Here is a 22274-nt window from a genome sequence, read left to right as displayed (position 1 = left end):
TCCACATCGCGGTGCTGATGGGCGGCTGGTCGGCCGAGCGCGAGGTGTCGCTGACCAGCGGCAACGGCGTCGCCGGCGCGCTGGAGAGCCGGGGGCACAAGGTGACGCGGATCGACATGGACCGGGGCATCGCGCAGCGGCTCGCCGAGGCGAAACCCGACGTGGTGTTCAACGCGCTGCACGGCACGCCGGGCGAGGACGGGACGGTGCAGGGGCTGATGGACCTGATGGGCATAAGCTACACCCATTCGGGCCTCGAAACCTCGGTGATCGCGATCGACAAGGAATTGACCAAGATGGTCCTCGTGCCGCACGGCATCCGCATGCCGGCGGGGGAGATCGTGGCGAGCGAGAGCCTGTACGAGGCCGATCCTCTGCCAAGGCCCTATGTGCTGAAGCCGGTCAACGAGGGCTCGTCGGTCGGCGTCGCGATCGTGACCGAGGGCGGCAATTACGGCCGGCCGATCGGGCGCGACACCGAAGGGCCTTGGCGGCATTTCGACCGGCTGCTCGCCGAGCCCTTCATCAGGGGGCGCGAGCTGACCACGGCGGTGCTCGGCGACGAAGCGCTGGAGGTGACGGAGCTTCGGCCCAAATCCGGTTTCTACGATTACGACGCCAAATATACGGACGGGCTGACCGAGCATGTCTGCCCCGCCGACATTCCGGCCGACATACGTGCCGCCTGTCTCGACATGGCGCTGAAGGCGCACCGGCTGCTCGGCTGCAAGGGCACGTCGCGCGCCGATTTCCGCTGGGACGACGAACAAGGCGTGGACGGGCTCTACCTGCTGGAGGTCAACACCCAGCCGGGGATGACGCCGCTGAGCCTGGTGCCCGAACAGGCGCGTCATCTCGGCATCGATTATGCGACTTTGGTCGAGAGGATCGTCGAAGCGGCATTGGAGGACGCGGTGGCATGAGCGCGCGGATCGCCCGGGGCAGCCAGGCGCGCGGCAAGGGCCGCGCCGCGCCGCGCGCGGTCAATACGCGGCGCAGGAAGGCGCCCGGCATGCTCGAATCCGCCGGCCTCGCGCCCGAAACGGCGGGCAGGATCGGCCGCTGGGCGCTGGCCCTGGTCGCCATCGGGGTCATTGCCGGTTCGGCGCTGGTGCTGCGTCTGCCGCAATATGCCGGGACCGCGATCGGGGAAGGGATCGGCAGCGCCGGCTTCACCATGCGCCGGGTCGAGATCAACGGCGCCGACCGGGTGTCGCGGCTCGACATCTACAATGTCGCCTTCGATCAGCCTTCGATGGCGATGCCGCTGATCGATCTTGCCGCGACGCGCGACCGGCTGATGCGCTTCGGCTGGATCCGCGAGGCGCGAGTGTCGCGTCGGCTGCCCGACACATTGGTCGTGGACATCGTCGAGCGGCGGCCGGCGGCGATCTGGCAGCGCAATCAGAATCTCAGCCTGGTCGATGCGGAAGGCGTGGTGCTGGAGGCGGTGCGCATCGAGGACATGCCGAACCTGCCTTTGGTGGTCGGCGCGGCGGCGAACCGCAATCTCGGTTCGCTCGCGGGCCTGCTCGCCGCGGTGCCGCATCTGCGGCCCCAGGTGGCCGGCGCGACCTGGGTCGGCGGGCGGCGCTGGGACCTGCGCTTCCAGACCGGCGAGGTGCTGACCCTACCCGAGGGCGAGGATCTGGCATTGCGCGCGATCCGCCGCTTCGCCGCGATGGACCAGCAGACGCAATTGCTGGGCCGCGGCTTCGTGCGCTTCGACATGCGCGATCCGGCGCGGATGACGGTGCGGGTGACTCGCGAGCCGGGGTCCGGCGTGCCGGAACTGGCGCCGCCCGATCCGGGCCAGATCCCGGCCGACCTCGCGAGGACGATCTGATGCGCCGCCCGACGCCGTCCCCGACCCGCAATCTCGTCGCCGCGCTCGATGTCGGCACATCGAAGGTCTCGGCGATGATCGCCGAGCCGACCGACGACGGCCGGCTCAAGATCCTCGGCACCGGCCAGCGCGAGAGCCGGGGCGTGAAGCGCGGCTTCATCGCCGACATGGAGAAGAGCGAAGCGGCGATCCGCGAGGCGGTCGAGCAGGCCGAGCGGATCGCGGGCACGAATATCGATCAGGTCCATGTCGGCTATTCGGCCGGTGGCGTGACCAGCGACGTCGCCAGGGTCGAGGTCGCCATCGGCGGGGCGCGGATCGCCGACGGCGACATCGATGCGCTGCTGAGCGCGGCGCAGGGCTCGATCGATCCGGCCGGGCGGATGGTGCTCCACGCCATGCCGGCGCTCTACACGATCGACGGAATGAACGGCGTGAAGCAGCCGCGCGGGCTCCATGCCGAGCGCCTTGCCGTCGATATCCACGTCATCGCCGCCGATCCGGCGCCGGTGAAGAATCTCGACCTGTGCGTGCGCTCCGCCCATCTCGGCGTCGAGGCGATCGTCGCGGCGCCGGTCGCGGCCGGCAAGGCCTGCCTCAGCGACGAGGAGCGCGAGCTGGGCGTCGCTCTGGTCGAATTGGGCGCGGGCGTGACCAACGTCTCGGTCTTCGCCGGGGGGATGCTGGTCGGGCTGAAGATGCTGCCGATCGGCGGCAGCGACATCACCGACGATATCGCCGCTGCGTTCGGCACGAGGCGCGGCGAGGCGGAACGGATCAAGTGCTTCTACGGTTCTGCCATGATGAGCCCGCGCGACAATCACGACATGATCGAGCTGGCGCCGATCGCCGGTCACCAGGAAGGCGTGGAAAGCGCGCGCATCACCCGCGCCCAGCTCGTCACCGTCATCCGCCAGCGGCTCGAGCAGCTCGGCGCGGCGATTGAGGCGGCGCTGAAGGAGCTCGGCTTCGCCGGACCGTTCGGCCGGCAGGTCGTGCTGACCGGCGGCGGGGCTGAATTGAAGGGCATCGCGGACTATGCCCAGGGAGTGCTGGGCCGCACGGTGCGCGTCGGCCGGCCGGTCATGCCGGGACTGCCCGAGGCGCACAGCGGACCTGCTTTCTCGACGCTCGCCGGGCTCGCCCAGTTCGCGGCATCGGGCGAGACCGATATCGGCGCGCGCTTCGCCTCTCCTATGGGCGATGCGCGGCAGGGAGGAAACATGTTCCAGCGGCTGATCGCGGCTTTTCGGACTCAGTATTGAGGAAATCTGGGGAAAACCCGGCATGACCGTTAACTTTTCGCTCGCCCCGTGGAATCGCATCGTGCAAAAGGGGTTAGCGGGTATCCGCCGCCGGTCGCGGCAGGGTAGGGGAGATTGCAGATGAGCATCGATTTCATCCGTCCGGAAGTGGAGGAACTCCGCCCCAGGATCAGCGTGATCGGGGTCGGCGGCGCGGGCGGCAACGCCATCGCCAACATGATCCAGTCGGATGTGCAGGGGGTCGATTTCATCGTCGCCAACACCGACGCCCAGGCGCTCAATTATTCGACCGCCGACCGCAAGATCCAGCTCGGCCCGAAGATCACCCAGGGCCTCGGCGCCGGCTCCCGGCCGGAGATCGGCAAGGCCGCCGCCGAAGAGGCGATCATGGACATCGAGCAGGCGCTCGACGGCGCGCATATGTGCTTCATCGCCGCCGGCATGGGCGGCGGCACCGGCACGGGCGCCGCCCCGGTCATCGCCAAGGCGGCGCGCGACCGCGGCATCCTGACCGTCGGCGTCGTCACCAAGCCGTTCAGCTTCGAAGGCGCGCGCCGCGCCCGTTCCGCGGATTCCGGCATTGACGAGCTCCAGCAGCATGTCGACACGCTGATCGTCATTCCCAACCAGAACCTGTTCCGCATCGCCAACCCGAACACGACCTTCAAGGAAGCGTTCCAGATGGCGGACGAGGTGCTGCAGCAGGGCGTGCGCGGCATCACCGACCTGATGGTCATGCCCGGCCTCATCAACCTCGATTTCGCCGACGTCCGCTCGGTGATGAGCGAGATGGGCAAGGCGATGATGGGCACCGGCGAGGCCGGCGGCGACAATCGCGCGATCGAAGCCGCCGAGCAGGCGATCGCCAACCCGCTGCTCGACGGCGTCTCCATGAAGGGCGCCAAGGGCGTCATCATCTCGATCACCGGCGGCGAGGACATGCGCCTGATGGAGGTCGACGAGGCCGCCAACCATATCAAGGAGCTGGTCGACCCCGACGCCAACATCATCTGGGGCTCGGCCTTCAATAACGACCTGGACGGCAAGATCCGCGTGTCGGTGGTCGCCACCGGCATCGACGTCGAGGAGGCCACCCAGGCCGCACCGCTCCAGGCCAAGGTTTTCACCTTCCCGGGCTCGCGCACGGCGGAGGCCGCGCCGGCCGCCGCCGCGCCGGCGCCGGTCGAGGACATGCCCGCGCCCGCCGAGGCTGCCGCCGAAATGACGCCGCCGATCACGCTCACTCCGCCCGAGCCGATCGCCGACGCCGAGACGGCCGAGGAGGAGACGGTCAGCTTCATCGACGAAAATGTCGAGGCGCCGGCCGAAATGCTCCTCGACCAGCCCGCCGAGGATGACGCCGACGAATTGCTGCTCGACACGATGGACGGCGAGGAGATACTGCCGGCGCTGCGCGGCGACGAGGATCTGAGCCAGAGCGAACGCCGGTCCTGGCTGACCCGCGGCGCGGAGCCCGCGGCGCAGCAGGAGGAGGAAGCTCCCGCGGCGCGCGAGGGCGGCACCTTGTTCGAGCGCATGTCGAGCATCGCGCGCGGCGCTCCCAAGGTCGAGGACGAGGAGAGCCCGCGCGCGGGGGCCGGCCGCGACCCGCTCGACATTCCGCGCTTCCTCAACCGCCAGAACAATCAATAGGCCGGACCGCCTCCCTGCGCCGCCGGCACGGGGAGGGCCGCCGTCGTGCCCCGTTCATCGTTTCCGCGCACCGATTTGCCGCAAGAGGCGCTGCCGGTCATTGTCCGTACAGGCGCGCGCCGCTCTAGCCGGGCCATGATCTCATGGATGCCGGGGGGCCGCCGCAGCCTGACGCTGCTGGCGGCTGGAACCCTTCTGGCCGCGCCGGCGGCTGCTCAGGACAGGAACGAGGCGCCGTCGCGGCCCGCCAATCTGCCGCCGGGTGCGATCGTCCAGCCTCTCGACAACGGCGCGGGCGAGGAATTGCGCCGCCACATCGCCGCGCTGGCGGAAAATCCGCGCAGCATCTCCGCGCTGATCGGCGCCGGCCGCGTGGCGCTCGAAATGGGCGATCCGCAGGCGGCGCTCACCTTCTTTTCGCGCGCCGACGAGATTGACGGGCGCGATGCGCGCGCCAAGGCGGGCATGGCCTCCGCCTTCGCCCGCATGGAGCGCGGGCAGCCGGCGCTCGATCTGTTCGCGGAGGCCGTGGCGCTCGGCGCGCCGGAGGCCGAGATCGCCGGCGACCGCGGTCTCGCCTACGACACGATCGGCGATCCGGCCCGGGCACAGCGCGACTATGCGATGTCGCTGCGCCACCGCGACGATCCGGAAATCCGGCGAAGGCTGGCGATTTCGCTGGCGATCAGCGGCCAGCGCGAGGCGGCCTTGCGGGTGATCGACGGCCAGTTGCGCGCGCGGGAACGCGCCGCCTGGCGTACCCAGGCCTTCGTGCTGGCTCTGACCGGCGATGCCGGCGGCGCGAATCGTATCGTGGAACGGCTGATGCCGCCCCAGGCCGCGGCGCGCATGGCACCGTTCCTGACGCAGATGGCAGGACTCAACCCGGCCGAGAAGGCCCTGGCTGCCCATTTCGGCCACTTCCCCGGCAATGGCACGGTCGCGACCGCTTCGGCGGGCGCCGCCAGTGCCGATCCGGGCGCGCTGGCCCTGGCGCAGAACGGGCTTCCAGCCGCGGCGGCGCGGTCGCGCAACAACGAGCCGGGCTCCTCGGCGGCCCGGCGGCGGCCCGGGGCGACCGAAACCACGGAAGAGCGCGAAGGGATCGGATTGCGCCCGTCGCCGGGCACGCGCAGCCGGCTGGAGGAACGCCGCGATCAGCAATCCCAAACCGCGCAGAACGACGCCAGGCGCGGCGCGGAGGCACCTGCCCCGGCGTCCTCCCCGCCGCCGCCCGCCATGACCCAGGCGCCGCCGCTGGCGCGATTCCAGCCCAATACGCCGCCGGACGCCGCGCCCGGCTTCTCGCTGACGCCCGGCGGGCCACAGCCCGGTGAAGCGTCGGCGGCACCAACGGCCGCGGCGCCGCCATCGATCGTGCCGGTCCAGACGCGACCTTTCGCCGAGATCGCGGCCGTGGTGAACGAATTGCCGCAAGACAGGCCGCCGCCCGCACCGGCGGCGCAGCGTCCGGCGCCGCCGGCAGCCGAGCCCGCGCGCCCGACGCCGCAGCGCGCGCAGCGCCAGCGCCCGGCCCAGCCGGCGCATCCGAGCCGCCACTGGGTGCAGATCGCCGGCGGCGCCAACAAGGCGACCCTCCCGCGTGAGTTCGCCCGGCTGCGCGGCCTCGCCCCCGACCTGCTCGGCCGCCAGCAGGCCTGGACGACGCCGCTCAACGCGACCAACCGGCTGCTGGTCGGCCCGTTTCCCACCGCGCGCGAGGCGCAGGCCTTCGTCAACCGGCTGGCCGCGCAGAACCTGTCGGCTTTTGCCTGGACAAGCCCCCAGGGCCAGGAGATAGAGCGCCTCCAGACGCGATGATCCTTGCCCCCTATTCCTCCGATCCGGCCCGCAGCAGAGGCCGCCGGCATGAAGAGGAAACGCGCGCGATGCGGGGGCCGCGCGACGCCTTCCAGCGCGACCGCGACCGGATCATCCATTCGATCCCGTTCCGCCGCCTGCGCCACAAGACCCAGGTCTTCGTCGCGCCCGACGGCGATCATTTCCGGGTGCGGCTGACCCACAGCCTGGAAGTCGCGCAGATCGGCCGGACCATGGCGCGCGCGCTGGGCCTCAACGAGGATCTGACCGAGGCTTTGTGCCTCGCCCACGATATCGGCCATCCGCCCTTCGGCCATGCCGGCGAGGACGTGCTGCAGGCGGCGATGGCGGATGCGGGCGGCTTCGATCACAACGCCCACACGATCCGGCTGCTGACGAAGCTGGAAACGCCTTATCCGCGCTGCGACGGGCTGAACCTCAGTTGGGAGACGCTGGAGGGGCTGGCCAAGCATAACGGGCCGGTCGCGCGTCCGACCTGGGCACTGGCCGAGGCGGACGCGGACTTTGCGCTCGATCTCGCCACCTGGCCGGGGCTGGAGGCGCAGATCGCCGCGATTTCCGACGACATCGCCTATGACAATCACGACATCGACGACGGCCTGCGCTCCGGCCTGTTCGCGCTGGACGATGTGCTCCAGGTACCGCTCGTCGCCGCGAACTGGGCGGCGGTGACGGCGCGCTATCCGGACGTGGCGCCCGCGCGGCTGGTGCCCGAGCTGATCCGCGAGCAGATCGGTGCGATGGTGAACGACGTGCTGGCCGAGACGCGGCGGCGGATCGGCGAAGCGGAGGTGACGAGCGCCGACGATGTGCGCGGCGCGGGCCGGGCGCTGGCGGGCTTTTCCGATGCCCTGGCGAGGCAGGAACGGGAGCTGAAGGCATTCCTCTATGCGCGCATGTACGACGCGCCCGCGGTCAAGGCGGTGCGCGACCGGGCGCAATCCGTGCTGGCCGGCCTGTTCGCCGCCTATCGCGCCGATCCGGCGCGGCTGCCGGCGGAATGGCGCGTGACGGACGGCGATCCTGTCCGTACCGCGCGCGCGATCGGCGATTTCATCGCCGGCATGACCGATCGCTACGCGATCCGCCGCTACGAGGCGCTGGTCGGCCCGGCGGACATGCCGGAGGGTTTCTGAGCTGAAGCGATACGCTTCAAATTGGACGACAGCTAAGCTAAGGCCGCGCGTCCTTTAGCAGTGGAAGCCCTAGTGACCCTTTACGCCCGTTTCGCCGCTTATGTGAACGACGCGCTCGACGTCCTCGAAGCCGAGGGCGCGCTGACGCCCGGGATCGAGCGCAATGCGGTCGCGGTCGAGCCGCCGCGCGATCCGTCGCATGGCGATCTCGCGACCAACGCCGCGATGGTGCTGGCCAAGCGCGCCGGCGCCAATCCGCGCGCGCTGGCGGAAGCGATCGCGGCGAAGCTGGGCGCGCTGGACGAAGTGGAAAGCGCCGAGGTCGCGGGGCCGGGCTTCATAAACCTGCGGCTGGCGCGGGGCGTCTGGGAAGCCGAGCTGGGCGCGATCCTGGCGGACGGCGGCGATTACGGGCGTTCGGACCTGGGCGGCGGCCAGACCGTCAATGTCGAATATGTCTCGGCCAATCCGACCGGGCCGATGCATATGGGCCATTGCCGGGGGGCGGTGGTCGGCGATGCGCTGGCCTCGGTGCTCGAATATGCCGGGCACAAGGTGATCCGCGAATATTATGTCAACGACGCGGGCGGCCAGGTCGACGTGCTCGCCCGCTCGGCGCACCTGCGCTACCGCGAGGCGCTGGGCGAGGAGATCGGCGAAATCCCGGAGGGGCTCTATCCGGGCGACTATCTGATCCCGGTCGGGCGGAAGCTCGCGGCCGAGCATGGCGATACCTTTGTCGGCAAGCCCGAAAGCGAGTGGCTGACGCTGTTCCGCTCCGAAGCGGTCGCGGCGATGCTGGTGATGATCAAGCACGATCTCGGCCTGCTCGGCATCCATCACGACCTGTTCTCGTCCGAAGCGGAATTGCAGGCGGCGGGCAGGCCCGAGGCGGCGGAGAAATGGCTGCGCGCGCGCGACCTCGTCTATGACGGGATGCTGGAGGCGCCCAAGGGCGAGACGCCGGAGGATTGGGAGCCGGTCGAGCTGCCGCTGTTCCGCGCGACCCGGTTCGGCGACGACCAGGACCGGCCGATCAAGAAGTCGGACGGAAGCTGGACCTATTTCGGCGCCGATCTCGCTTATCATTTCCAGAAAGCCCAGAACGCCGACCAGCTGATCGACATCTGGGGCGCCGACCATGCCGGGACGGTGAAGCGGATCAAGGCGGCGGTCGCGGCGCTGACCGCCGATAATCCTGGGGGCAAGACGCCGTTCGACGTGAAGCTGGTCCAGATGGTCAAGCTGCTGCGCGGCGGCGAGCCGGTGAAGATGTCGAAGCGCTCGGGCAATTTCGTCACGCTCGCCGATGTCGTGAACGAGGTCGGCAAGGACGTGGTGCGCTTCACCATGCTCACCCGCAAGGCCGACGCGCAGATGGATTTCGACTTCGCCAAGGTGGTCGAAGCGTCCAAGGACAATCCGGTCTTCTACGTCCAATATGCCCATGCCCGCATCCGCTCGCTCCATCGCCGGGCGAAGGAGGAGGGGCTGAAGCTGCCCGAGACGGCGGATCTGGCGCTGCTCGACGCCGACGAGCTCGACCTGGTCAAGCTCGCCGCGCAATTTCCGCGCATCGTCGAAGGCGCGGCGGCGAGCCACGAGCCGCATCGCATCGCTTTCTATCTCGGCGATCTGGCCGCCGCCTTCCACGCCCAGTGGAACAAGGGCAATGACGATCCCGAAAAACGTTTCCTGGTGGCACAGAATCCCGATTTGACACGCGCGCGGCTGGAACTGGCCGACGCGATCGGGCAGATTGTCCGCAATGGCCTGGCGCTGATGGGCGTGGAGGCCGTCGAGGAGATGAGCTGATGCCACGCCGCCGGGGGGACGAGACGGAGAGCGACGCAGTGCCGGAAGGCGAGACCGGAACCGTGGATTTCCGCGAGACGGCGGACGAGGACCGGCTGCCCTGGCTCGAGGCGGTCGAAGAGGAAAGCGAAGGCTCGGGACCCGGCCTCGCCAAGCTGATCGGCGCCGTCGTGATCGGTCTGCTCGCGATCGGCCTGATCGTCGGCGGCCTGTTCTGGCTCGGCAACCGGGGCGAAAGCGAGGCGGACGGCACGCTGATCGCCGCGCCCGAGGGCGATTACAAGGTCCGTCCCGACGATCCCGGCGGGATGAATGTCGCGGGCGAAGGTGACACTGCTTATGCGGCGAGCGCCGGCCGCACGCCGGAAGGCCGGCTCAACACCGACACCGTCCCCGAAGCGCCGGTCGCGCGGCCCGAGCCGGCACCCAAGGCTGCCCCCCCCGCGACCGCGGCACAAACGCCCGCACCGCCGCCGCAGGCTCCTGCCGCGAGCGGCGGAACGATCCAGCTCGGCGCCTTTTCCAGCCAGGCGTCGGCGAACCGCGCGTGGAGCGGCCTGTCCGGCCGTTTCCGCTATCTCGCGCCGCTCAGCCACAATGTCGTTGCCGTCCAGTCTGGCGAACGCACGCTCTACCGGCTGCGCGCCAGCGGCCCGGACGCGGCCGGCATATGTCGCCGCCTGCGCGTCGCCGGCGAGGATTGCACCATCGTCGGCTGAGCCTGCTGCTTGCGCGCCCCCGCCGTGCGACTAGGATGATGGCGGGGGTGAAAGGTGGCGACACGCGAATTGCAGGCTGAAGGCAGGGGCCCGTGGCGGCCGTCCTTCCGCGCGCTCGCCATCTTCAGGCACATGTTCTGGCCGCCGGCGCGTTTCGAAGCCGGGCCGGAAACCGCGTTTCGCGACGAAATGGCGCGGCGCTGGGCGACCGCGCGCCGCGCCGCCGTCGTGCTGCTCGCGCTGATCTGGGTGTCCTATTTCGGCTGGGACTGGTTCCACAGCTACCGCAACGAGGAGTTCGGCGCGGCGATCGACCGGATCCTGCTGCTGCGGCTTATCGGCGCGGCCTGCATCGCCGCCATGGCCGCCGCGCTCGTCTGGCGGCGCGACCGGCCGGACTGGGCGGCGCCGATCCTGTGCGCCGGGCTCGGCGCGCTCTACCTGCTCTCGCTGGCGATGATCGCCGCCTCGTCCTTCCCGTACAATTATCTGTTCTATTACATCTGCCTGCCGATGATCCTGATGTTCCTGTTCGGCCTGTTCCGGCTGGACAGCCGGACTGTCTATGCGATGACGGCCTTCTGTTTGCTGGCGAGCACCGGCTTCCTCATTTTCGCGCAGACCACCGAGACGACCTCGCCGACCAGCCTGCTCGATTTCCTGTCCAAGACCCTGTCCTATTACAATGTCGCCGCGCTGATCTTCCTCATCTCCTTTTCGGTGATCGGCTGCGCCGTCGCCGTCGAGCTGGAGCGCGGCGCGCGCGACGCCTTCCTGCGCGAGCGCGAGCTGTCCGACCGCAATGCCCGGCTCGAAGCCTCGCAGGAGGAGACGCGGACCAAGACCGCCGCCCTGGTCAAGGCGAAGGACACGCTGCGCGCGCTCGCCGAGGGGCAGAATGTCGCCAAGTCCAAGTTCCTGGCCGATGCCGCGCACGACCTTCGTCAGCCGATGCAGGCCCTCACCAACCTCCTCGGTGCGGCCCGCCATGCGCTCGATCAGGGCGACATGGCACGCGGTCGGGAGATGCTCACGCTCGCCCAGGACGCGGCGCGGCTCACCCGCACCTCGTTCAACGCCGTGCTCGACATCTCGCGGCTCGAATCCGGCTTCGTCGAGGCCGAACTCGCCGATTTCGATCTGTGCGCGCTGATCGAGGAGGCGGTGGCGCCGCTTCTGCCCGTCGCCGGGGAGCGCGGCGTCGATGTGCGCGTCCGCTGGCGGGGCGAGGGGCCGATCGCGGTGCGTTCCGATCGCCACCTGCTCGGGCGGATCGTCGGCAATCTCGTGTCCAACGGCGTGAAGTACAGCGATGCCGCGCGCGACGGCCGCGCCGTGCTGATCGGCGTGGTGCGCTTGCCGGGCCGGGCGCGGATCGACATCGTCGACAACGGCATCGGCATCGACGAGGCGGACTGGGAGCGGGTGTTCAGCCCGTTCGTCCAGATCGGCAATGACGAGCGCGACCGCGACAAGGGCGTCGGGCTCGGCCTGTCGATCGTCAACGCGATCATTCCGCTGCTCGCCGAACACCGGTTCGACATGCGCTCGCGGCTGGGGCGCGGCACCCGCTTCTCGCTCGAACTCCCCTACAGCCGCACCGCGCCGGAGCTGCTGCCGCGGTTCGAAGCGACGCGGCCGCCCGGACCGATGGACCTGTCCGGCTTCTACGCGCTCTATGTCGAGGACGATGCGTTGGTGCGCCGGTCGGCGGCGGCGCTGTTCGACACTTTGGGCCTGCGCTACGAGGCCTATGGCTCCTTCGCCGAGCTGGCCGCCGCCCTGCCGGGTTTCGAGCGTATCCCCGACCTGGTGATCAGCGACTATCGCTTGCCCGACGGCCGCACCGCCGAGGACGTGATGCGCGCCACCCGCGCGGCCTTCGACGCCGATCTGCCGCTGATCGTCGTCACCGGCGAGATGCGCTCTCTGGACGGCGAGACGTGGCTGGGTTCGGCGCGGGTGCTGCGCAAGCCGGTGTCGCCCGACACTCTGGTGACGGAGATCAGCGCGCTATGTCTGCAAGCTGCGCTGGCGCAGGGATCGCAATCCCGCGCCTAGACACTTCGATCAGAAGCTCGGTGCGCCGCACCACGTTGAAGATGCGGAACAGCTTGGGCAGGTAATCCTTGCGAACGGTGCCTTCCTCGATCCCCATATGGCGGGCGATCGCCTTGTTGGGCAGGCCCTGGCAGACATAATAGAGCGCTTCGAGCGAGCGGCCGGTGACGCCGAGCGATTCCGGCGAAACGCCGCTCGGCACAGCCGGCTGCGCTGGCGAAAAGCCGCCGCGGCCGATCACCGAGGCGGGCAGGAAGATGCTGCCCTGGAACACCGTGTCGAGCGCGCGCCGGAACAGGCCGTCGCTGTCCATGTCCTTTACGATATAGCCGCTCGCGCCCTCGTTGAGGCAGGCGAGCACGACCTCCTTTTCGACCCGGCCGGACAGCATGACCGCGCGGGTGTCCAGCTCCTTCGCCCGCAGCCAGCGCAGGAAATCCATGCCGGAGCGCGCGTCCCTGAGATCGATGTCGAGAAACGCGATGTCGATCGGCTCCGCCTCGGCGCGCAGGATCGCCTCCTCGTAGCTCGCCGCCTCCAGGATGCGCGCATGCGGCTCGCTGATCTGGATGAGCGCGCGCATGCCGGCGCGCACCAATGCCTGGTCCTCGAGCAGCAGGATGGTGAGCGGCGTGTCGGTCATGCGCGAAGTTCCGGCCAAGGCGACATTTGTAGCGCGTGGCGGCGCCCCGCCGCCATCCGGCATTTGTCGGGTGGGTACCGGACATCTGCCCGCGCCACCCGGACAACAAGGGGGGTTACTTTTCGTTGCGGATGGTCAATGGTGGCCATGTCGAGCGGCGGGGGGACGCCGGCCCGGCGCAGGTCAAACCTCTCTTGGGAGTCTCGCCATGCTTAACTTTCGCTCCGTGAAGATCGCGACGTCGGTCGCTTTGGCCGCGTCGATCGCGGCGATCCCGGCGTCCGCGCAGAATTTCAATGCCGCGCCGAGCTATGGCACGATCAATCTCAACGGCGGCTTCACGCCGGATCCCCAGGTCATCAACATGCAGTCCGGCGGCAATATCGACGCGCAACGCGCGATCAGCAGCTCCTGCCGCGGCTTCATCGCCAATGCGCCCGATGTGCGCCTCGTCTACAGTCCGACGTCCTATCCGCTGATCATCTCCGTCGATTCGAGCGCGGACACCACCCTGGTGGTCAATGCGCCCGACGGCCGCTGGTATTGCGACGACGATGGCGGCGAGCGCGGCCTCAATCCATCGGTCCGCTTCAACCGGCCGATGAGCGGCCGTTACGAAATCTGGGTCGGCACCTATGGCAATGCCAGCCTGCAGCCGGCGCGCCTCTACATCTCGGAAGTTACCAGCCAGTAGCCGAGCTTCTCCGCGTCACGCGAGGGGGGGAAGGAGGGGCGCCAGTCGCGCCCCTCCTTTTCCGTGCCTTTGCGGCGCGCGCCCCGGCTGATATGCGCCAGCGATGCTGCCCGCCATTCTCGGCCTTGCCGGCGAAACGCTCGACGCCCGCGAGCGCGCCTTTTTCCGCGAGGCCGATCCGGCCGGCTATATCCTCTTCGCCCGCAATTGCCGGACCCGCGCCCAGCTGCGCGCGCTGACCGACGGCTTGCGCGACCTTGCCGGGCGCGATGATCTGCCGATCCTGATCGACCAGGAAGGCGGCCGGGTGGCGCGGCTGAACCCGCCCGAATGGCCCGAATTCCCCGCCGCCTGGCGCTTCTCCGAGCTGTACGAGCGCGCGCCGATCAGCGCCATCGAGGCGGCGCGGCTCAATGCCGGGGCGATCGCAATCACTTTGACCGAGTGCGGCGTGAACGTGGATTGCCTGCCGCTGCTCGATCTGAGGCACGATGACGCCCATGACGTGATCGGCGACCGGGCACTGGGCGCGACCCCGATGCAGGTCGCGGCGCTCGGCCGCGCCGTGCTGGACGGGCTGGCGGCGGGCGGCTGCCTGGGCGTCGTCAAGCATATGCCGGGTCACGGGCGGGCGGGCGCGGACAGCCATGCCGAGCTGCCCGTCGTGGACGCAGACGCGGCGGAGCTGGAGGCAGACATCGCCCCGTTCCGTGCCCTTGCCGACGCCCCGATGGGGATGTCGGCGCATGTGCTTTATCCGGCCTGGGACGGCGAACGGTGCGCCAGCCTGTCGCGTGTCGTCATCGGCGAGGTGATCCGGAAGCGGATCGGCTTCGACGGCTTTCTGATGAGCGACGATATCGGCATGTCGGCCCTGTCGGGAACGCTGGCCGCGCGGGCGGCGGGCGTCATCGCCGCCGGCTGCGACGTGGCGCTGCACTGCTCCGGGCGGCTGGAGGACAATGAAGAGATCGCCGGCGCGCTAGGAGCGATGAGCGAAGCCGCGGCTGCGCGGCTGGCGTGGGCGATGGCGGGAATCGCCGGCGCGTCGTCGAACCGGGCTTATGTGGAGCTCGCCGCGAAGCGGGACGCGCTGCTCAGCCTCGCCTAGTTGCTGTGGAAAACCGCGCTTTGGGCTTCGACACGGGCGCAAGCGCGCTTTAGGCTCGGCCCGGTGAGCGATATCGGCGAATCCTTCGAGCTCGACACGGCGGCCTCCGAAGCCGATCGGCTGACGCTCGACATCGACGGGTGGGAGGGGCCGCTCGACCTGCTGCTGACGCTGGCGCGGGCGCAGAAGGTCGATCTGGCGAAAATCTCGATCCTCGCTTTGGTCGAGCAATATCTCGCCTTCATCGTCGACGCGAAGAAGCTCCGCCTCGAGATCGCCGCCGACTATCTCGTGATGGCGGCTTGGCTCGCCTATCTCAAATCCTGCCTGCTGCTGCCCAAGGATCCCGCCGTCGATCCCTCGCCGGAGGAGCTCGCCCTGCGGCTGCAATTGCGCCTCCAGCGGCTCCAGGCGATGCGCGAGGCCGGCGCGCGGCTGATCGCGCGCGACAGGATCGGACGCGACGTCTTCCTGCGCGCTGCGCCGGAGGGGCTGACGGTGGTGCGCAAGGCCGCCTGGCGGGCCGATCTCTACGATCTCATCGCCGCCTACGGCATCGTGCGGGCGCGCAGCGCGCCCGCCGTCCATGTCATTGCGCGGCGCCCGGTGATGACGCTGGACGAGGCGCTGCACCGGCTGGAGCGGATGATTGGCGCGAAGCTGGAATGGACCGCGCTCGAGTCCTTCCTGCCCGAGACACAGGACCGCGAATTCCGCAAGTCCGCCTTGGCCTCCAGCTTCGTCGCGACGCTGGAGCTGGCGCGGCTCGGCCGGGTCGAGATCGACCAAGCGGGCAGTTTCCAGCCGCTTTATGTGAGGGCGGCATGAAAGAGCTGTCCGACGCGGTGCGCGCCGTGGAGGCGACCCTGTTCGCCGCCGCCGAGCCGCTCGGGACCGACGACATCGCGGCCTATGTCGGCGATGGCGTGGACGTGCGGACGGCTCTGGCCGAGCTTGCCGGCCACTATGCCGGGCGCGGCATCGAGCTGGTCGAGCGCGGCGGGCGCTGGCATTTCCAGACCGCAGCCGACCTGGCTTACGTCCTGCGCCGCGAGCGCGAGGAAAGCCGCAAGCTGTCCCGCGCGGCGGTCGAGACGCTGGCGATCATCGCCTATCACGAGCCGGTCAGCCGTGCCGAGATCGAGGCGATAAGGGGCGTCCAGATTTCGAAAGGCACGCTCGACGTGCTGATGGAGGCTGGCTGGGTGCGCCCCGCTGGACGGCGCGAGGTGCCGGGCCGGCCGCTCATTTATGCGACCACGGCCGAGTTCCTGACCCATTTCGGGTTGGCCAGCCGCCGCGACCTGCCGGGGATCGAGGATCTCAGGGCGGCGGGCCTGCTCGATCCGGTCGATATCGCGCTTGAACAGATGGGATTCGAGGGCGAGGACGAGGCCGAACTGGAAACCGACGGCGAAGACGCCTAGGTTCAACGGAACACTAGGAGATTCTCACATGGGCGGTTTCAGCCTCTGGCATTGGCTCGTCGTCGGCCTCGTCATCCTCTTGCTGTTCGGGAAAGGGCGCTTTTCCGACATGATGGGGGATGTCGCGAAGGGCCTCAAAAGCTTCAAGAAAGGCATGAGCGAGGACGAGGAGACGCCGGCCCGGCCGCAACCGCGGATCGCCGACGATCGCCCGGCCGCGCCGCCCGCCGCTTCGGCCGAGCCGACGGCGAGCCCCGAAGCCGACCGGCAGTAAGACCCGGCCCGGTCCGGGCCTGACGAGGGGCGGCGCGTGTTCGGCATCGATTCCGGCGAGCTGTTGATCATCGCGCTGGTCGCCTTGCTGGTGATCGGCCCGAAGGACCTGCCCCGTGCGATGCGGACGATCGGCCAGTTCGTCGGCCGGGCGCGCGGCATGGCGCGCCATTTCCGCTCCGGCATCGACACGATGATCCGCGAGGCCGAGCTGGAAGACATGGAAAAGCAGTGGAAAGCGAATAACGAGCGGATCATGCGCGATCATCCCGACGCGCCGGCGGACAGCGATTGGGGCAAGGCGCCGGCGCCGCCCGCCACTTCGCCGCCGCCACCCGAATCGCCCGATGTCGCGCCCGAACTGCCGCTCGGGCCCGCGCCATCGACGTCCGATACGGCGCCGAAGCGCAAGCCGCCCGCGCGGCGCGCGCCCCGCCCGCGCAAGACCGCGCCGGGCGCGAAGGACGGCGCATGAGCGCCCGTCCGGAAGAAGAGGAACTGGACGCCAGCAAGGCGCCGCTGCTCGATCACCTGATCGAGCTCAGGCGGCGCCTGCTGTGGAGCTTCGCCGCGCTCGCCGTCGCCTTCTTCGTCTGCCTCTATTTCGCCCGGCCGATCTTCTCCTTCCTCGTCCAGCCCCTGTTGCGGGCGGGCCAGGAGGATCTGATCTTCACGGCCTTGTTCGAAGCCTTCTTCGTGGAGATCAAGGTCGCCTTCTTCTCGGCGCTGATGGTGTCGTTCCCGATCATCGCCAACCAGCTCTGGAAGTTCGTCGCGCCCGGCCTCTATGCGAAGGAGAAGCGGGCGCTGCGGCCCTTCCTGCTGCTCACGCCGCTCCTGTTCCTCGCCGGCGCCGCGCTGGCCTATTATGTCGCGATTCCCGTCGCGCTGCGCTTTCTGCTGGGCTTTCAGGGTACGGTCGGCGATGCCGGCGGCCTGCAGGGTAATCTCCAGGCGCTGCCCGCGGTCGGCAACTATCTCAGCTTCATCATGCATTTCCTGTTCGGCTTCGGCGTCGCCTTCCTGCTGCCGGTGCTGCTGATGCTGCTGGAGCGCGCCGGGCTGGTGACGCGCGATCAGCTCCGGCGCGGGCGGCGCTATGCGATCGTCGTCGCCTTCGTGATCGCGGCGGTGCTGACGCCGCCGGACGTGATCTCCCAGTTCCTGCTCGCCGTGCCGCTGATGATTCTCTACGAACTCTCGCTCGTCGCGATCTGGTTCACCGAGCGCCGCCGCGCGCGCGAAGCCGCACAGTCCGGCGCATAGGAAAAGCGCCGCCGGCAACGGCGGCGCTCTCCCTCGCAAACAATGCGGATCAGTCCGCGGCGTCCGACACCGCGTTGCCGACCGATTGCACGTCGCGTCCGGCGCCTTCGATCGTGTTGCAGGCGGCGAGGGCGACGCTGCCCGACAAGATGAAGATCATCATCAGCTTTTTCATGATCGTCCTCCCAAGCACCGGAACCGCATGTGGCCGTTCCGGTCGTGACGATGCAGCAATGCTTGCGCCGCCCATGCGGTTCCGTGCCCGTGACGAAGCGGACGCGGCGTGCGGCGAACAAGGAAAACAACGGGTTACAGAAAAAGTCGGACCCGGACGCGCTACCGGGGGGGGGAGGTCGGCGCGTCCGGGTCCATGATCTGGATAGCGAGAGCGGGGGGGCAAAAGGTCACTATCCGAGGTCCAAACGATGCAGCGCCGCGCTGGTTCCCGGCGGTCTGCAAAATTTTCAGTCCGGTCGGCCGGAAATCGCGTCGGGCGCGACGGCACCTGTCGATTCCCGTTCGGCCAGTACCACCAGCGTGACCGTGTAGCGGCCATGTTCGGGGTCATGATCCAGCGCCGAGCGAAGCTGGCGGGAAAGACCGGTGATGATTCGCTCGAAACGCTCGGTGAGCGCGGGATCGCAATCGACGGCGCCGGCAAGGGTGCCGATCTCGATCGTCAGCCGCGCCGCTTCCCCCGTTACCGGCTCCAGCATGATCGAGACGAGGCCGGCGCCGCACAGCATGCCATATTCGACCAGTTCGGTGACCAGGAAGGCGACCGAAACGGCAGTGTCCTGGCTGGCGCGCAGCGACGCGACATCGAGCCTGATCTGCATCGCGACGGCGCCGGCCGGCGCGGTGGCGCGCAGATTGGCGGCGAGTTCGGATATGAGCGACTTGAGCGCGACTCCGCGCGTCTCCTCCAGCTCGGCATAGTGATTGCGGTGGACCACCGCGAGTGCATCCACGCGGCGCTGGATGGAGGCATAGGCGGCGGCGACATCCTCGGTTGCCGCGCCGCGCGAATGGAGATTGAGCAGCGAGGCCACGACCTGGAGATTGTTCTTCACGCGATGATGGACTTCGCGCACCAGCTTCTTCTGGCGCTCGATCGCCGATTCCAGCTCGGCCTCGTGCCGCGCCACCGTGTGCGTCATCGTGTCGAATGCGGCGCCCAGCTCGCCGATCTCGCGCGCCGGGGAGCGCAGCTGGGGCAGTTCGAGCGGCCGCTCGCCCGGCCGATAGACCGATACGGCGTGCTGGATCCGCGCCAGCGGCAGGAGCAGCAGACGATTGACGATCAGCCAGCCGATCAGCGCCGCCGCCAGCCACATGATGACCGGTAACAGGATGAGCAGCACATCGAGGGGACGGATCGGCACGGCGCCGAGCCGGATGCGAAGGCGGAAATCGCCCTCTCCGACCGACGCGGTATCGGAGACGGCCCGGACGAAGGGCATCGGCCGATAATCGTCGCGGATCAGCATGCGCCGGCCGCCGCCGATCAGCTCGAGGCTGAAATCGGCGCTGGTGCCGGGAATGAAGGTCAGCTCGGCCAGGCCCGGGCGCGGATATTCGGCGACGCCCTCGATCCGTCCTTCGTCGTCATACAGGCTGAGCCGCAACACCCGGGCGTCATCGTTGATCGAAAGCACGGTTCCCGGCGTGCCCCGGCTCGCCACCGCCGGAGCGAATCCGGGCATGGCGCAATTCGAGCGACCGTCCGCGCCGTACAGGCTGTACCGGCCCGCGATCGACTGAAGCGTTTCCAGCCGCCGCAGAACGACCGGGCAGACGAGTGAATCGGCGGGAGCGGATGCGACAGCGGCATTCGCGGCGCGCATCGTGACCGCGCTCCTGGCGATCAGCTCGTTGACGCGCTCGGCCTTGTCGTCGAGCCGCGATAGGGTCTGCGCGGCGCGTTCCGCGCTATTCTCCCGCGCATTGTGGATGGTGGCCAGGATCGCGACGATGCCGATCGGCAGCAGCCCGAGCGTCATGATCGCGAGCATCTTGGGGCCGGTCGCCAGCGGGGCCCAGAGCCGGCTGACCAACCTAGTCGGAAACACGCTCATGATGCCTTGCGCACCATGCCGGGCGGGCTAATCGAGCCGACCCAGTAGATCGAGCATCGAGGGCGGGATATCCTCGTCGATGGTGCGCTGATAGGCAGAGCGCAACGCGGTGCCGATGTCGGCGGAGCCGCGGCGCTTTTTGCGAACGGGCGGCGTCGCTTTCACGGCGTCCGGCCCCGGCTTGTTCTTGCGCCGATCATCCTTGTCGCCTTGCAAGCTCAATATTCTCACCCCTCACGGCCCTTTCGAGCCGCGATCCGCAGCCTCGACCTGTCCGAGTAAGTACTTCCCTCCGCCCGCCTCGTGAAAAAACGGGTGCCAGTCACCGCGACCCGGATAATGGGGCCGCATGGGCTTGGAAACAAAAAACTCCGACGATGGTTCCACTCACAAGCGAGGGCGGGGCGGGATCGTTTCGGCTGCGTCCCGCGTTGGTACGACTTGCAACCGGCGGCTGCCCATCCCATAGCCTGCCGGGACATCGAGAGGAGACGAACGGATGTCGCTGGGCCAGGAACTCGCGCCGCACCTTCCCTTTCTTCGCCGCTACGCGCGGGCGCTGACCGGCAGTCAGGGCCATGGCGATGCTTTCGTACGCGCTTCCCTGGAAGCGATCGTCGCCGCGCCCGACGATTTCCCGCGCGGCGTCGATCCGCGGCTCGGCCTGTACCGCACCTTCCACGCGATCTGGTCGTCGGCTAATATCGAGGAAGCGCCCGGCTTCGGAACCGCCGCCGAGAGCGCCGAAGGCATCGCGCAGGCGCGGCTCGCGCGGGTGACGCCGCTGTCGCGCCAGGCACTGCTGCTGACCGCGATGGAGGGCTTCACGCCCGACGATGCCGGCTATCTGATCGGCGCTTCGTCCGACGAGGTCGAAGAACTGGTCGGCGAAGCGTTGGCGGAGATCGAGCGGCAGACCCATGCCGACGTCCTCATCATTGAAGACGAGCCGATCATCGCGATGGACATCGAAACGATCGTGCGCGACCTCGGCCACAACGTCACTGGCGTCGCCGTCACCCGCGACGAGGCGGTCGCACTGGCGATGGCGAACCGGCCGGGCCTGGTTCTGGCCGACATCCAGCTCGCCGACGACAGTTCCGGCATCGACGCGGTCAAGGACATTCTGAGCGAGTTCCAGGTGCCGGTCATCTTCATCACCGCCTTTCCGGAGCGGCTGCTGACCGGCGAGCGACCGGAGCCGACCTTCCTCATCACCAAGCCCTTCCAGCGCGCGACCGTGAAGGCGGCGATCGCGCAGGCGCTGTTCTTCGACAGCGCCACCGTGCCCGCCTGACCTTGACAGAGGCGGCCGGTTGGCTCTAGGCGCTCCCCCGCGCGGCGGGCCACGGGTCCGCCTTTGCTTTTGGGGTCTGGGCCGTCCCCCTTCTCGACGGCCTGGCCCGGAGTACCTGAAACGGCTCCGGGACGAACGAAGGAAGAAGACATGCGTCATCGCGTCGGCGGCCGCAAGCTCGGCCGCACCTCCAGCCACCGCACCGCCATGTTCCGCAACATGGCCGCCGCCCTGATCAAGCACGAGCAGATCACGACCACGCTGCCCAAGGCGAAGGAGCTTCGGCCCTATGTCGAGAAGCTGATCACGCTCGCCAAGAAGGGTGGCCTGTCCAACCGCCGCCTCGCCCATGCCCGCCTGCTCGACGACGCGCAGCTGGTGAAGCTGTTCGACGTGCTGGCGCCGCGCTACGCCGAGCGCGCCGGCGGCTATTGCCGGGTGCTGAAGGCCGGTATCCGCGCCTCCGACGCCGCGCCGATGGCGATCATCGAGCTGGTCGATCGCGATCCCGCCGCCAAGGGGCAGGATTCGGGCCCGGTGCAGGGCGCGGACGAGGAACTCGAAGCGGCCTGATCAGTCCTTCGATATTGAAACATGAAGGGGGCCCGCGCGGCCCCCTTTTTGCGTCTCCCTTCCCTCGCACGTGATTGAAAGTGCGTCGCACGGGGCGCATGGTGCGCGCCGGACAGACAAGGGGAGGATGAACATGGCGACCGAAGCGAATCCGCCGGTGCCGGTCTGGTACTGGATCGTCGCGGTGCTGGCCCTGATGTGGGCGGCGGCCGGCTGCTTCGCCTATGTCTCGCAGGTCACAATCAGCCCCGAGGATTTCGCCCGCTTGCCGGCGGCGCAGCAGCAGATATGGGCGGCGATGCCGGGCTGGGCGACCGGTGCCTATGCGGTGGCGGTATGGATTTCGCTGGCCGGCGCGGGGGCGCTGCTGCTGAGGCGGCGGCTGGCGCGGACCGCCTATCTCGTCTCGCTGGTCGCGGTGTTGATCCAGTTCGGCTGGGTGTTCCTGGCGAGCCCGATCCTGAGCCTCTATCCGCTGGTGGAGGCGGCGGCCTTCCCGCTCTTCATCGTCGTGCTGGGTGTTTTCCTGCTCTGGTTCTCGCACATGGCGGCCGGACGCGGCTGGCTGCGCTGAG

The 22274-nt window shown here is 68.9% G+C and carries 23 protein-coding genes; 19 read left to right on the top strand and 4 right to left on the bottom strand.

From position 1 onward, the window contains the following. Positions 1-17 precede the first annotated feature (17 nt). From KF780_14005 to KF780_13965, 9 genes are all read left to right on the top strand, one after another. Positions 18-923, top strand: a complete 906-nt coding sequence (locus tag KF780_14005; protein MBX3562915.1) for a D-alanine--D-alanine ligase — start codon at positions 18-20, stop codon at positions 921-923. Next, positions 920-1846 (top strand): cell division protein FtsQ/DivIB, encoded by a 927-nt coding sequence (locus KF780_14000; GenBank protein ID MBX3562914.1) that lies wholly within the window; start codon positions 920-922, stop codon positions 1844-1846. Before KF780_14005 ends, KF780_14000 begins: the two co-directional genes overlap by 4 nt. Next, positions 1846-3111, top strand: coding sequence for a cell division protein FtsA (gene ftsA, locus KF780_13995; GenBank protein ID MBX3562913.1), 1266 nt, complete (start codon positions 1846-1848; stop codon positions 3109-3111). Before KF780_14000 ends, ftsA begins: the two co-directional genes overlap by 1 nt. A 120-nt stretch (positions 3112-3231) precedes the next feature. Next, complete coding sequence (ftsZ, locus tag KF780_13990; GenBank protein ID MBX3562912.1) at positions 3232-4764, top strand: cell division protein FtsZ; 1533 nt, start codon at positions 3232-3234, stop codon at positions 4762-4764. 135 nt (positions 4765-4899) lie between these two features. Further along, positions 4900-6585, top strand: a complete 1686-nt coding sequence (locus tag KF780_13985; protein MBX3562911.1) for an SPOR domain-containing protein — start codon at positions 4900-4902, stop codon at positions 6583-6585. Then, positions 6582-7742, top strand: a complete 1161-nt coding sequence (locus tag KF780_13980) for a deoxyguanosinetriphosphate triphosphohydrolase (protein MBX3562910.1) — start codon at positions 6582-6584, stop codon at positions 7740-7742. Before KF780_13985 ends, KF780_13980 begins: the two co-directional genes overlap by 4 nt. A 72-nt stretch (positions 7743-7814) precedes the next feature. Further along, positions 7815-9557, top strand: a complete 1743-nt coding sequence (locus tag KF780_13975) for an arginine--tRNA ligase (protein ID MBX3562909.1) — start codon at positions 7815-7817, stop codon at positions 9555-9557. Beyond that, a complete protein-coding gene (locus tag KF780_13970) occupies positions 9557-10276 on the top strand; it encodes an SPOR domain-containing protein (GenBank protein ID MBX3562908.1) in 720 nt (239 codons plus the stop codon). Before KF780_13975 ends, KF780_13970 begins: the two co-directional genes overlap by 1 nt. Before the next feature lie 132 nt (positions 10277-10408). Beyond that, positions 10409-12337, top strand: coding sequence for a hypothetical protein (locus KF780_13965; protein MBX3562907.1), 1929 nt, complete (start codon positions 10409-10411; stop codon positions 12335-12337). On the opposite strand, the gene KF780_13960 is transcribed toward KF780_13965, so the two are convergent. After that, positions 12282-12980: a response regulator transcription factor gene (locus tag KF780_13960; GenBank protein MBX3562906.1), complete on the bottom strand. Its 699-nt coding sequence runs from the start codon at positions 12978-12980 to the stop codon at positions 12282-12284. The two genes, KF780_13965 and KF780_13960, sit on opposite strands and share 56 nt — an antisense overlap. A 208-nt stretch (positions 12981-13188) precedes the next feature. On the opposite strand from KF780_13960, the gene KF780_13955 reads away from it, so the two are divergent. From KF780_13955 to tatC, 7 genes are all read left to right on the top strand, one after another. Next, on the top strand, positions 13189-13674 hold the full coding sequence (locus KF780_13955; protein ID MBX3562905.1) for a hypothetical protein: 486 nt from the start codon (positions 13189-13191) through the stop codon (positions 13672-13674). Between the two features lie 103 nt (positions 13675-13777). Beyond that, on the top strand, positions 13778-14785 hold the full coding sequence (nagZ, locus tag KF780_13950) for a beta-N-acetylhexosaminidase (GenBank protein MBX3562904.1): 1008 nt from the start codon (positions 13778-13780) through the stop codon (positions 14783-14785). Positions 14786-14848: 63 nt separating this feature from the next. Then, the gene (locus KF780_13945) at positions 14849-15613 is read left to right on the top strand and encodes a segregation/condensation protein A (protein ID MBX3562903.1); all 765 of its coding nucleotides are present in this window, start codon (positions 14849-14851) and stop codon (positions 15611-15613) included. Continuing rightward, positions 15610-16212 (top strand): SMC-Scp complex subunit ScpB, encoded by a 603-nt coding sequence (gene scpB, locus KF780_13940; GenBank protein MBX3562902.1) that lies wholly within the window; start codon positions 15610-15612, stop codon positions 16210-16212. Before KF780_13945 ends, scpB begins: the two co-directional genes overlap by 4 nt. Positions 16213-16240: 28 nt before the next feature. Next, entirely contained in the window at positions 16241-16486 is a 246-nt protein-coding gene (locus KF780_13935; GenBank protein MBX3562901.1) for a twin-arginine translocase TatA/TatE family subunit, read from the top strand. Positions 16487-16522: 36 nt separating this feature from the next. Continuing rightward, a complete protein-coding gene (gene tatB, locus KF780_13930; GenBank protein MBX3562900.1) occupies positions 16523-16960 on the top strand; it encodes a Sec-independent protein translocase protein TatB in 438 nt (145 codons plus the stop codon). Beyond that, positions 16957-17751, top strand: a complete 795-nt coding sequence (tatC, locus tag KF780_13925; GenBank protein ID MBX3562899.1) for a twin-arginine translocase subunit TatC — start codon at positions 16957-16959, stop codon at positions 17749-17751. Before tatB ends, tatC begins: the two co-directional genes overlap by 4 nt. A 49-nt stretch (positions 17752-17800) precedes the next feature. Here the strand turns inward: tatC and KF780_13920 are convergent, their stop codons facing one another. The 3 genes from KF780_13920 to KF780_13910 all read right to left on the bottom strand — a co-directional run bounded on the left by KF780_13920 (position 17801) and on the right by KF780_13910 (position 20054). Then, positions 17801-17926 (bottom strand): entericidin A/B family lipoprotein, encoded by a 126-nt coding sequence (locus tag KF780_13920; protein ID MBX3562898.1) that lies wholly within the window; start codon positions 17924-17926, stop codon positions 17801-17803. Between the two features lie 289 nt (positions 17927-18215). Further along, positions 18216-19829: a sensor histidine kinase gene (locus KF780_13915; GenBank protein MBX3562897.1), complete on the bottom strand. Its 1614-nt coding sequence runs from the start codon at positions 19827-19829 to the stop codon at positions 18216-18218. 27 nt (positions 19830-19856) lie between these two features. After that, positions 19857-20054 (bottom strand): hypothetical protein, encoded by a 198-nt coding sequence (locus tag KF780_13910; protein ID MBX3562896.1) that lies wholly within the window; start codon positions 20052-20054, stop codon positions 19857-19859. A gap of 274 nt (positions 20055-20328) precedes the next feature. Here KF780_13910 and KF780_13905 point away from each other — a divergent pair, with 274 nt between their 5' ends. The 3 genes from KF780_13905 to KF780_13895 all read left to right on the top strand — a co-directional run bounded on the left by KF780_13905 (position 20329) and on the right by KF780_13895 (position 22273). Beyond that, the gene (locus KF780_13905; GenBank protein ID MBX3562895.1) at positions 20329-21126 is read left to right on the top strand and encodes a response regulator; all 798 of its coding nucleotides are present in this window, start codon (positions 20329-20331) and stop codon (positions 21124-21126) included. A 150-nt stretch (positions 21127-21276) separates the two neighbouring features. Further along, on the top strand, positions 21277-21699 hold the full coding sequence (gene rplQ, locus KF780_13900; protein ID MBX3562894.1) for a 50S ribosomal protein L17: 423 nt from the start codon (positions 21277-21279) through the stop codon (positions 21697-21699). A gap of 133 nt (positions 21700-21832) precedes the next feature. After that, a complete protein-coding gene (locus KF780_13895; GenBank protein ID MBX3562893.1) occupies positions 21833-22273 on the top strand; it encodes a hypothetical protein in 441 nt (146 codons plus the stop codon). Position 22274: the final 1 nt, after the last annotated feature.

It is taken from the genome of Sphingomonas sp., assembly GCA_019635535.1.
In the GTDB taxonomy this organism is placed as follows: domain Bacteria; phylum Pseudomonadota; class Alphaproteobacteria; order Sphingomonadales; family Sphingomonadaceae; genus Allosphingosinicella.
Note: the sequence above shows the minus strand (reverse complement) of the source record. Positions and strands in the feature narration are given on the sequence as shown.